Annotated in this window: 7 protein-coding genes; 6 read left to right on the forward strand and 1 reads right to left on the reverse strand. The window is 49.5% G+C overall.

What is annotated here, in order from left to right; genetic code table 11:
- The 3 genes from IGR76_07075 to IGR76_07085 all read left to right on the forward strand — a co-directional run.
- Positions 1–241 (forward strand): hypothetical protein (locus tag IGR76_07075; GenBank protein MBF2078271.1); only part of this gene is annotated, 241 nt, incomplete at its 5' end.
- Positions 242–392: 151 nt separating this feature from the next.
- On the forward strand, positions 393–2,267 hold the full coding sequence (locus IGR76_07080) for a DNA-directed RNA polymerase subunit gamma (protein MBF2078272.1): 1,875 nt from the start codon (positions 393–395) through the stop codon (positions 2,265–2,267).
- Between the two features lie 111 nt (positions 2,268–2,378).
- Positions 2,379–6,428: a DNA-directed RNA polymerase subunit beta' gene (locus IGR76_07085; protein ID MBF2078273.1), complete on the forward strand. Its 4,050-nt coding sequence runs from the start codon at positions 2,379–2,381 to the stop codon at positions 6,426–6,428.
- A 166-nt stretch (positions 6,429–6,594) separates the two neighbouring features.
- On the opposite strand, the gene IGR76_07090 is transcribed toward IGR76_07085, so the two are convergent.
- The gene (locus IGR76_07090) at positions 6,595–7,743 is read right to left on the reverse strand and encodes a trypsin-like peptidase domain-containing protein (protein ID MBF2078274.1); all 1,149 of its coding nucleotides are present in this window, start codon (positions 7,741–7,743) and stop codon (positions 6,595–6,597) included.
- Between the two features lie 392 nt (positions 7,744–8,135).
- Between IGR76_07090 and IGR76_07095 the strand changes: the two genes are divergently transcribed.
- The 3 genes from IGR76_07095 (at position 8,136) to IGR76_07105 (ending at position 12,287) form a co-directional block, all read left to right on the forward strand.
- Positions 8,136–8,525, forward strand: coding sequence for a metal-sensitive transcriptional regulator (locus IGR76_07095; protein MBF2078275.1), 390 nt, complete (start codon positions 8,136–8,138; stop codon positions 8,523–8,525).
- 501 nt (positions 8,526–9,026) lie between these two features.
- A complete protein-coding gene (locus IGR76_07100; GenBank protein MBF2078276.1) occupies positions 9,027–9,488 on the forward strand; it encodes a tRNA (cytidine(34)-2'-O)-methyltransferase in 462 nt (153 codons plus the stop codon).
- Between the two features lie 840 nt (positions 9,489–10,328).
- Entirely contained in the window at positions 10,329–12,287 is a 1,959-nt protein-coding gene (locus tag IGR76_07105) for a peptidoglycan DD-metalloendopeptidase family protein (protein ID MBF2078277.1), read from the forward strand.
- Positions 12,288–12,625 lie beyond the last annotated feature (338 nt).

The raw sequence follows: 12,625 nt of genomic DNA on the forward strand, positions 1-12,625 counted from the left end.
AATTGTGAAGGGTAAAGCAATTCCAAGACCGGGAACGCCAGAATCCTTCAAGGTATTAATGCGAGAGTTGCAGTCTCTGTGTTTGGATATTGCAGTTCATAAGCTGGATACCAATGAGGACGGAAGCAGCCGCGATACGGAGGTTGATTTGATGGCGGATGTTAACAACCGTCGTACACCGTCACGCCCGACCTATGAGTCCATTTCCAGAGATATGGATCTGGAAGAAGTTGAGGAGTAGTCCTGCGCAAGCCTGAAGCAGATATCCGTGGCTCATGAGTCTAATACTCAGCATTATTTTGATTTCGTGAGGCAAAGTCTGCTTTAGGTGACGGGTACTGCACCAACCGTACTACCTACCACCTGCAAACACGAAGAGGAAGAATCCACTGATGCCTAAGCTAGAGCAGCGTTTCGATTACGTCAAAATTGGACTGGCATCGCCAGAGCGCATTCGTCAATGGGGCGAGCGGACACTTCCAAACGGTATGGTTGTTGGCGAGGTTACGAAACCGGAAACCATCAACTACCGAACCCTTAAGCCGGAGATGGATGGTTTGTTTTGTGAGCGCATTTTTGGCCCTGCACGTGATTGGGAGTGTCACTGCGGTAAATATAAGCGTGTGCGTCACCGTGGTATTGTTTGTGAACGCTGTGGCGTAGAAGTGACAGAGTCACGGGTGCGTCGTCATCGGATGGGATACATCAAGCTTGCGGCTCCGGTTGCACACGTTTGGTATCTCAAGGGCATTCCTAGCTATATGTCTATTCTGCTCGATATGCCCCTGCGGGATGTTGAGCAAATTGTGTACTTTAACGCCTATGTGGTTCTCGATCCGGGCAATGCGGACAACCTTCAGTACAAACAGCTTCTAACGGAAGATCAGTGGATTGAAATTGAGGACCAGCTTTATAGTGACGATTCCCAACTCACTGGTATTGAAGTTGGCATTGGGGCTGAGGCACTGCAGCGACTTTTGGAAGATTTGAACCTTGAGACAGAGGCGGAGCAGTTGCGCGAAGAGATTGCATCTGCGAAGGGACAAAAGCGCGCCAAGTTAATTAAGCGGTTGCGAGTCATTGACAACTTCATTGCAACGGGGTCTCGCCCAGAGTATATGGTACTGTCAGTGATTCCGGTAATTCCGCCGGACTTGCGCCCAATGGTGCAATTGGATGGTGGACGGTTTGCAACGTCTGACTTGAATGACTTGTACCGCCGCGTTATTAACCGCAACAACCGTCTCGCCCGACTACAGGAAATCCTGGCTCCAGAGATTATTGTTCGTAACGAGAAGCGGATGCTGCAAGAAGCGGTAGATGCTCTCATTGACAATGGTCGTCGCGGTCGCACGGTCGTGGGTGCAAATAACCGTCCTCTGAAGTCGCTGTCGGACATTATTGAAGGAAAACAAGGACGATTCCGCCAAAACCTCCTTGGAAAGCGGGTTGACTACTCTGGTCGTTCTGTAATCGTAGTTGGGCCAAAGCTCAAAATTCACCAGTGCGGACTGCCCAAGGAAATGGCGATCGAGCTGTTCCAGCCCTTCGTGATCCATCGGTTGATTCGCCAAGGGCTAGTGAACAATATCAAAGCTGCGAAAAAACTGATCCAGCGTAATGATCCCAGCATTTGGAATGTTCTAGAAGAGGTTATTGATGGACACCCGGTGATGTTGAATCGTGCGCCGACCTTGCACCGTCTTGGTATTCAGGCGTTTGAACCCATTTTGGTGGAAGGACGGGCAATTCAGATTCATCCCCTAGTGTGTCCTGCCTTCAACGCAGACTTTGACGGTGACCAGATGGCGGTTCACGTCCCGCTGTCGTTGGAATCCCAAGCAGAAGCACGCCTTCTCATGCTGGCATCCAATAATATTCTGTCCCCTGCAACTGGGCGTCCGATTGTGACACCTAGCCAGGACATGGTCTTAGGATGCTACTACTTAACGGTTGAGAACCCTAACGCCCAGCTTGATCGGGAACTTTTCTTCTCTGGGATGGAGGATGTCATTATTGCGTATGAACAGAAGCAAATATCTCTCCACGCCTATGTTTGGGTTCGATACGATGGGGTGGTGGAAGACGATGAGGGCGATGCAGAACCACTAGAGGAAATTCGGGCAGATGACGGCACGGTGACCCAAAAGTACCGCTTCCGTCGGGTACGGAAGGATGCGGATGGCAATATTCTGTCTCAGTACATTCGCACAACGGCAGGACGTGTCATTTATAACAAGACGATCCAGGATGCACTGGTGAGTTAAGGCTTGAATCTGCTGGCTCGAAGATTCGGGTCAGCAGAGTAGGACTTGAGGGAATTAAGCCACGCCGAGTGGTGGTCAGCAATAGCGTAGGGATTGAGGGCACACATCACGATGTCAGAGCAGAACGTAAATCCAAAATCTGAACAGCCAATGATTTTCAGCAACCGCACGATTAATAAAAAGCAGTTGCAGAAGATGGTGGCATGGGCATTCACGCACTATGGAACCGCCCGCACTGCACAAATGGCAGATGACTTAAAAGATCTGGGCTTCCGATATGCAACGCGGGCAGGCGTGTCAATTAGTGTGGATGATTTGGAAGTTCCTCCGAGCAAGCGCGAACTTCTAGATGCGGCTGAGGAAGAAATTCGTGAAACGGAAGCGCGGTACACTCGCGGCGAAATTACCGAGGTTGAGCGTTTCCAGAAGGTTATCGATACCTGGAACAGCACGAGTGAAGAATTGAAGGATGAGGTCGTACGGAACTTTAAGGCGCGTAACCCTTTGAATTCGGTTTACATGATGGCTTTCTCTGGTGCGCGAGGTAATATTTCGCAGGTACGACAGCTTGTGGGGATGCGGGGGTTGATGGCCGATCCGCAAGGGGAAATTATTGACCTGCCAATTAAAACCAATTTCCGCGAAGGCTTGACGGTTACGGAATACATTATTTCCTCCTATGGTGCGCGGAAGGGATTGGTAGATACAGCACTCCGGACTGCGGACTCTGGATACCTGACCCGGCGATTGGTTGACGTATCGCAAGATGTAATTGTGCGGGAGTTGGATTGTGGCACTCAGCGAGGCGTGCTGGCTCATAGCATGACGGATGGTGAGCGTGAGCTCATTCCGTTGTCGGATCGCCTGCTGGGTCGAGTTCTCGCTGAAGATGCTGTGAATCCTGCAACTGGTGAAATCATTGCAACTAAGAATCAAGCTGTTTCTGATGAGCTAGCGCGTACGATCACCAAGGCTGGGATTACGCAGATTATGGTGCGATCGCCCCTCACCTGCGAGGCCACCCGATCCGTCTGCCAACTGTGTTACGGCTGGAGCTTAGCGCATGCTCACCTTGTAGATTTAGGCGAAGCAGTTGGAATTATTGCGGCCCAGTCTATTGGTGAACCTGGAACCCAGCTCACGATGCGGACATTCCACACAGGAGGGGTATTCACAGGTGAAGTGGCTCAACAAATCCGGGCTCCCTTTGATGGAGTTGTGCGGATTGAAAAACCAAAGCAACCGCGATCGCGTCCCTTCAGAACCCGTCACGGTGAAGACGCTGTTCTTCTTGAGACCAATGTGGAACTAGTTGTAGAAGGAGAGGGCAATCGCCGCGAGAAGTTCTCGGTGGGTGCTGGCTCTGTCCTGTTTAAAGGCGGAGGAGAAACCGTCAAAACGGGGCAGATTATTTCTGAGATGGCTGCGGTTAGCCGTACTCGCCGCGTTACCGAGAAGGCCACTAAGGACGTTGCCTCGGACATTTCCGGCGAAGTTAAATTTGCTGACCTAGTCCCGGAGGAAAAGAAAGACCGTCAGGGCAACACCACGCGTATTGCTCAACGGGGGGGCTTGCTATGGGTACTTTCCGGTGAAGTTTACAACTTACCTCCGAGTGCTGAACCCGTTGTTAAGAATGGCGATCGCGTTGAAACCAACTCAATCCTGGCTGAAACCCGTTTGATTACGGAGCAAGGAGGGGTTGTTCGTATTCCTCCGGACAACAATACGGGGAAAGGAGGACGCGAGGTTGAAATCATCACGGCTTCGGTGTTCCTGGATCAAGCGCGGGTTCAAGCTGAAAGCTACCAAGGCAAAGAGCATTACGTTATTGAAGCTAAAGACGGGCAGCGTTTTTCGTTGATCGCAACTCCGGGTACGAAAGTCACGAATAACCAGGTTGTTGCGGAGCTCATCGATGACCGCTATCACACTCGCACGGGTGGAATCCTGAAATACTCTGGTGTTGAAGTGGCTAAGCGGGGTAAGGCTAAGCAAGGCTACGAAGTGGTCAAAGGTGGAACTCTGCTTTGGATCCCGGAAGAAGCTCACGAAGTCAACAAAGATATTTCGCTCTTGCTGGTTGAAGATGGCCAATACGTTGAGGCAGGTACTGAAGTTGTCAAAGACATCTTCTGCCAGAGCAATGGCGTCATTGAGGTCACGCAAAAAAATGACATTCTGCGAGAGATCGTGGTCAAACCGGGCGATTTGCATATGGTAGATAACCCAGACGCGATCGCTGGAAAAGATGCTTCTATCGCAACACCGGGGCAAGAAGTGATTCCAGGCCTCACAGTAGATGAGTTGCGCTATGTGGAATACATTGAAACTCCAGAAGGGCCCGCGCTATTGCTCCGACCTGTGACTGAGTTCCCTGTGCCGGATGAGCCTTCTATTCCCAGTCAGGAATCGACGAGTGAAGATGCGTCTCAATCTATTCGTCTAAGAGCGGTTCAACGGATTCCATACAAAGATGGTGAGCGGGTTAAGTCAGTTGAAGGGATAGAGCTGCTTCGAACTCAGCTTGTGCTCGAGATCGATCAAGAAACTCCCCAGCTTGCAGCAGATATTGAACTAGTTCCAGACGAAGAGGATCCGGACACTCTGCGTTTGCAGCTTGTGATCCTCGAATCTCTCGTGATTCGTCGGGATGTAGTCGCTGATCAAACTCAAGGAAGCACCCGAACGACCATTTTGGTGCAAGATGGCGATCAGATTGCTCCCGGCGCTGTTGTTGCCCGTACGGAAATTCAGTGCAAGGAAGCGGGCGAAATTCGCGGTATTCGTGAAGGAGCAGAAGCGATCCGACGAGTTCTGGTTGTGCGTCAAGCTGACCTGATTACGGTTGATCTAAATGGACAATCGTCCGCTGTTAAGGTGGGTGCGTTACTTGTATCAGGTTCCGAAGTTGCTCCCGGCGTAACTGTTCCTGAATCGGGTCAGGTCGTTTCCATTGAAGACGGCAGTGTAGTTTTGCGTCTTGCCCGCCCTTACCGGGTATCAGGTGGTGCGGTTCTTCACATTGACGATGGCGATCTGGTGCAACGGGGTGACAACCTAGTTCTGCTGGTCTTCGAACGCACCAAGACAGGTGATATTATCCAAGGTTTGCCCAGGATCGAGGAACTACTAGAGGCACGTCGTCCTAAAGAAGCGTGTATTTTAGCAACCCGCCCCGGTACCGCTCAGGTAGTCTACAGCGATGATGATGTTGCTGAGATTAAGGTCATTGAGGAGGATGGGGTCATTACGGAATACTCGCTAGGCCCAGGACAGAATGTGTTGGTTGCTGATGGACAACACGTGGATGCGGCAGAGCCCCTCACGGATGGCCCTGCCAATCCCCATGAGATTCTGGAAATTTTCTTCGAACTGTACAAAGATTCCCTCGGTGCCCGCGAGGCCGCGCTGTTGAGCCTCGGTAAGGTACAAACCTTCTTGGTTAACGAGGTTCAGTCAGTGTACCAGTCCCAGGGGATTGATATTTCGGACAAACACATCGAAGTGATTGTGCGTCAGATGACTTCGAAGGTACGTATTGATGATGGGGGGGATACCACGATGCTACCGGGCGAACTGGTTGAACTCTATCAAGTGGAGCAGGTAAACGAAGCGCTGTCGATTACGGGTGGTGCACCTGCACAGTACACTCCCGTACTTTTGGGAATTACCAAGGCATCGCTCAATACCGATAGCTTTATTTCAGCGGCAAGCTTCCAAGAAACAACCCGTGTCTTGACAGAAGCGGCGATTGAGGGTAAATCGGATTGGCTCCGAGGCTTGAAGGAGAACGTAATCATTGGTCGCTTGATCCCCGCTGGTACAGGATTCAATGCCTATGAAGAGATGAATAGCATTGAACCGGATACAGGGCTGGATTCACCAATCTTAGATGATGGAGAAATTCCAGATATCGTGTTGGATGATCGCACCGCTCGCACGTACGAAATGGAGGGCGGACTTGATATGTTCCCCTCTGACATGATGCGGGGTGGAGTAGATAGCCGACTTGATCGCTCGAAGTACTCTAGTCAAGGCACTCGTTTTTCTTCTCCTGTGATTGACGATGGAAGTGAGTTCCTTAGTGATGAGATAGGCTTCTATGATGAAGCCGAAGACGCAGATGATAGCGATGATTTTGAGGACGATGAGGAGTAAAACGTCAATCTTGAGGGGCGATCGCTCGTCTATCTTCAACTGAATCTTTGTCTCAAAACTAGAAGCTTGTTACCGTGCTTCACAGCTTCTGTTGATGTGCTAAATCTTTAACGACAAAAAGCGCTCCTGGCCTCTATGGAGCGCTTTTTGTCTATAGTATTGTGATCTACGATGTCGGTAGTTCTGCCGTTCGAACGGAGAGTTGTTGCGTGCGATCGCCCCGATGAACGGTTAGCCGCAGCGTTTGTCCAACGGAGGTTTGATCCACCCAAGATTGTAACTGGTCGGCAGCCGTCACACTCTGGCCGTCAACAGATGTGATCACGTCACCTCGACGTAAACCCGCTGCTGCCGCTGGAGAATTTGGCACCACTCCAACCACCAGCACTCCATTCAACTCCGGTAAGACGGTTGTGGAATTTGGATCATCATTGTTCTGCTTGGCCAGCGCTGGTGTCAGGGTGGCAATTTGTACACCCATATAAGGATGAACAATCCGCTCTCCTTGAACGAGTTTCGTAGAAATCTCCTTAGCTGTGTTGATGGGAATGGCAAATCCAATACCATTTGCATTGGCGCGAATGGCGGTATTGATACCAATGACTTCCCCCCGATCATTAAGGAGAGGGCCTCCAGAATTACCGGGATTGATGGCTGCATCCGTTTGGATAAAATCAAGGCGCTTGTCCGGAATGCCCACTAATGCACTAGAGCGATTAAGCGTACTGACAATACCCAGCGTGACCGTATTATCCAGTCCCAGGGGATTTCCAACGGCGATCGCCCAATCTCCAACCTGCACCTGATCCGAATCTCCCAGAGTAGCAGTCGGAAGCACACCCTCGTCCGGAGTCACTTTCACAACCGCCAAATCGGTCACCTCATCGCTACCCTGAACTTCACCAGCAAAGATGCGTCCGTCGCGTAGGGTTACCGTCACCTGATCAGCACCACTGACGACATGGGCGTTCGTGAGAATAATGCCGCTACTGTCGATGATAAAGCCGGATCCCTGTCCTTGAAGGTGTTCCTCAAAGGGTTGCGAAAACACTTCATCTCCAAAGAAACTCCGAAAAAACGGATCGTTGAGAAACGTATCAGGAACGGTGCGCGTAATTGTGCGTTCTGTGTCAATGCGGACTACAGAGGGCCCCACCTGTGCCACAGCATCGGCGACGAAGCTGCGTGGATTTGGCGTTTGAGCCCAAACTGGCTGTTGCCAGCCAACCGTAAGCATGATGCAGAGAAGTAGAGGAAAAACTCTGAGACGGTTGAGCATACGTTCTGCATACCAAAGTAACTGTTGAAACTGCATAGTAAACTCGTAACCTCCAAGCGCAATCAAATCATTCGCGCTAAATCCTTGGCTATATTTCAATCTTAGCGACGTTCGTTCACGCAATTGTGTTCACAGACAATTCGCAGTTATTTAGGATGGATATAGGAAGCCGAAGCAGCGATGACGGCTCTATTTGGCGTAATTGGGCTAGAATCAAAGACAAAACTACAGTGTGACCATTACTTGCTGAGTGCAGTGTTGATTTTTATGCACCCAGTTAACCCTCTGGAGAATAGCTGGAACCAATACGAATAACTATGCAGATTTACTGAGCTAGGCTTTCCGTATATTGTTCAAGCTTTTCAAGACTATGTATGGAAGGGGCATGTACGTCCTGAACTCGAGCAACCGTAAACAAATTCATGACGATGCCTGACTTTGCCCAAACGAACTCATCTTCGCCAGACCCGAATCACTCCCATCCGGTCAATTGTGCGTCCCAACCCCATGATCACGAGCATCACCATAATGCTCAAAATCATGGACATGTCCATAGTGAGGAATCTCTAAGACAAATCGTGAATCGCCTCTCTCGAATTGAAGGCCATATTCGCGGTATTAAGACGATGGTGCAAGAGGGGAGAGCCTGCCCAGACGTACTGGTTCAGGTTGCGGCTGTGCGTGGTGCCTTAGATCGGGTGGCACGGATTATTTTGGATGAACACTTAACCGAGTGCGTAGCGCGAGCAGCTCGTGAAGGAGATATTGCTGTAGAGTTGGCCGAACTGAAAGCCGCGCTCGACCGATTTTTGCCCTAACGGCACTTTTGGACAAGCCCAAACCAGCCAGACTCCACCCATGTCTCTCAAGTCATTTTCGTGAGCGCATCCTGGAAACCGCTACTGTATGGCTAGCTAAGCCGATGCTTGGCACCTATGCAAAAAGCATACATATATATAGATGCACTTTTAGAGAAAAACCAGGATTCCTAGCTTAGAACTACAAGGACTACGACGGACAACGGGCAACTATAGGGTTCACTCCGCACCAAAGCGCACCATAAACTAGAAATTTATGTCGCCCGTTCTTACCGTGATTCACCGAGAATTGGTATCGATTGTGTCAAAAAGCATGCCAAGTATTAAAAAAAGATATAGGTCATGCTAGTTATCTCGCTTGAGAAAGACGCGATCTAAGACAGATTTGATTACGAGTCCTGATAGGGTAACGTTGCCCTTAGAGCCAATTCAATGTCTAAAAACTGTGATTTTTGACTTTCACACTTCATAACTTCTTAATATCTATTTTTGAATGACAAAATGCCCAAGGTAGTTCTAGTTAACCCGTTGATTCCTCCAAATACTGGCAATATTGCTCGCACCTGTGCTGCTACTGAAACACCACTGCATCTAGTTGGGCCTCTTGGCTTTGAAATTAGCGATCGCCAATTGAAGCGAGCGGGCTTAGATTACTGGCCTTATGTTGACCTGCACTACCATGATTCGCTGGATGCATTTCAAGCCCATAGCGAGGCAGAAGGAGGGCGATGGATTGGATTTAGCACTTCAGGAAAATGTAGTTATGTTAAGTTTCAGTTTCAAGCGGATGATTGGCTGCTGTTTGGTGCTGAGACTACCGGTTTACCCAAGGATGCCCTACACCGATGTGATGCGACTCTCTATATTCCCATGAGCCAGAGCGGAGTCCGCAGTTTAAATCTCTCCGTCAGTGCTGCAATTGGTTTATTTGAGGCTCGACGCCAACTGGGATACATGGATTAGCAACGCTTCCATCGCTTCATCGCTTCTTAGAGATAAATCTGCAATCTGAATAAGGCGATCGCCAGAGAAAATAGAAGCAGAGAACGGGGATTCCAGACTATAGTCATGGTTAGAGAAAAAGTCACTGAGTTTATTGATTTCAGGCTGGATGTCATGAAGACTTATTCAATAGCCTTCATTTGGAAAAGGCTTGAGCCAAAAGGGTTGCAAGGACATTTGTGGTGACTGAAATTGGTGCGGCGATCGCGATTGGCGCAATGTAAATCATTAAAAATACTGGTTGCATCTGGAATTCTGAAGTAAACTTAGCGGTTGATTCTCCTTGATGCAGCGTTGAATCTGTAGTAGAGACGCTATAGGTAGAAGCTGCTCTAAAGAGATTGGTGCATTGAAGTGAAAAGTTGAACTAATAGATTAGTTTTACTTAATTCGTCTGTGCTTGAATTTTCTGTCCACTGGTGTAAGCTTATCTAAGCCAAAAAGAGCAGAGTAGTGTTACCTAACGGTAGAGCTTTGTCGGTGATTCACATCGTTAATTAGGGTGATGCGAGTCACAAGACTTCTCTACACTGCTTGAAGACAGTTGAACGCTGATCATTAGGAGGTCGTTCCTTGAAACGAGCATTTCCGCAGAAGGTTAGACTTGATACCCACTCAGTTCAGTCCAACGCTGGCTTGATGGGTAACCCTTCAACCAAAGTGTTTGCGAACGGCAACCGCAGAACTCGTACATCTGCTGCGATGGTTGGTCTCGCTCTATCCATGGGGGCTTCAAGTCTCTTAGTCCCACGTCATGATGATGGAGCTGCTGCCGCTGAGGCTAGAGCCAGTGAGTCTACAGTGACTCAGCTGCCTCGATCCTTTCAGATTGCAGCAACTTCCAGTAGGATCGACTTTTCAGAGGACTTTGTAGAGCATGTCGTAGAGTCTGGACAGACACTCTGGCAGATTTCGCAGCAGTACAAAGTGCCTGTCGAAGTTATTGCGATCGCAAACGATCTTTCCGAAAATGAGCCTATCCAAGTAGGCCAGCGTCTTCGGATTCCAGGTGCGTCATTCACCGCATCAACAGTTGCACCGTCGAAGACAGAACTATCCACGTCTAGCACTTTAGTGGCAAGTGCTGTTCCTACCGTTTCACCAGAATCTCTCCAAGACGCATCTGAAGCGGATCGGATTCTACAGGCTGAACAGCAGGTTGCACTAGAAAACCTAGCTCAGCGCCGTCAGCAACTTTCAGAGTCTTTAGTAACACTCAATAGCAGCGTTTCAGAAAATCCAGCATCGAATGCTCGTAAGCTAGAGCAGCGTAGTTCCCAGGAACGCCAGCAATCTATTATAGCGACACCGTCTCCGGAGCCAACTCCTCTAGTTCAGCAGCCCGTTGTTCCTGAAGCATCTACGACTGTAGCCCTCTCAGAGAGTTCTACTGAGGTGACGCCTGAGTTTGCTGACGAACCATCTCAGAGTGTGGCAGTTTTACCAAATGTGCAGAATGCTGCAAATAGTGAAGTTGCCCCTAACTCCGTGGCGATCAATCCAGCAGCACTTGAGTCTAATGAGGTAGAGTCTGTTACCTCGATCATCTATCGCGTAGCGCCTGGAGATACGATTAGTAGCTTAGCCCGAAAATATAACGTTCCTGTAAGTCAGCTTGTTGCCGACAACAATATCAGCGATCCGAACTATATTTTCGTAGGTCAAACGTTGCGGGTTCCCGTTCCCGTGACTGCTGAGTCAGAGGTTTCAGTTGTTCCGCCTACGTTGGTGGCTCAGAGGCTGGATTCAAATTTGAATCTTGATCCTGCTCCTAGTTTTAACGCTCAAGATCAGCAATCTGGGTCGTTGAATGTTTCTGCGGCTGAGAGCTCGACTCCACAGCAAGTTTCTGTGGTTCCTCCAAGTCTGCGGAACGACCGCTCAGTAGGTGAGGCAGATCCGATTCCTCCGATCAGTGAGAATCCCTATGTAGAGAATCTGCTGCGGGAGATTCGCGTAATGAGCGAGCGTTACAGCAATGCTGCATTAGCTGAGTCTGCAGCTACTACGGTTGCTGTGCCTGCTGAGGCTCTTTCGCCTTCCTCTGATGCCTCTGATGAACAGTTGCAAATCAGCCTTGCCGTTCCAGTGACCCAAGTTCCTGAAGCTGTCTCGGTGCCTAGTCTGCTTTCTACGCCTCCAACTGCAGTAGAGCCTCAAGTCTCTGCACGGGTTTCCACCGTTACACAATCCTCAGCCCCGATCAGTAGCCCTGTTCGATCCGCGGGAAGTGTAGAGAATATTCGAGAGAGTCAGCTTGTTGCGGTTGCGCCTTTAGGCTCTGAAAACTATCAGCCGTTGTTAGAGCCCATTACTGGAAGAATGGTTTCTCCAGACTTGCCTCCTTTACCGTCAGCGGATGAATTCTTACCGAACTCGCAGGCAGACTTCAATGGGTACATTTGGCCTGCTCAAGGTCAGTTGACTTCCGGGTATGGCTGGCGATGGGGAAGAATGCATAACGGTATCGATATTGCTGCCCCAATCGGCACACCAGTTTACGCTGCTGCTCCTGGCGTTGTTGAGTATGCAGGCTGGAACTCTGGTGGATACGGCAATATGATCGAAGTGCGCCATCCTGATGGAAGCATGACTCGCTATGCTCACCTTGACAGCATTGGTGTTAAGGCTGGGCAAGAGGTAGACCAAGGTGAGCAAATTGGAGAAATGGGAAGTACTGGGTACAGCACAGGGCCTCACTTGCACTTTGAAGTGCATTTAGCCCAGGGTACTGTTAACCCAATTGCCTATCTCCCTTAAGTCTCTACGGATTCTATTGAAGAGTGATGGGATGAGTCCTAGGGCTTATCCCCTTTCCCTTTTAAGTTAGGTGTTTGCCCATCTAGGTTTGCGTCACCACGGTTGAGCCATAGCAGCGTTAAGCTGTTTGATCTAGAAGATGTTGCCCCCCATGCAGGCAGTTGAACCCTAAATCTCGTACACTCATCCTTTGAGGGATACATATCAAGCAGTAGATATTTTCCTTGAGAACTGTTTTCGCGATGTGTACCAATGTGATATTTTATAAAGAGTGACTTTCACATTAAGGCTCAGTAGCTCAGTGGTTAGAGCAGGGGACTCATAAGCCCAAGGTCGCA

It is taken from the genome of Synechococcales cyanobacterium T60_A2020_003, from assembly GCA_015272205.1.
Taxonomy (GTDB): Bacteria; Cyanobacteriota; Cyanobacteriia; order RECH01; family RECH01; genus JACYMB01.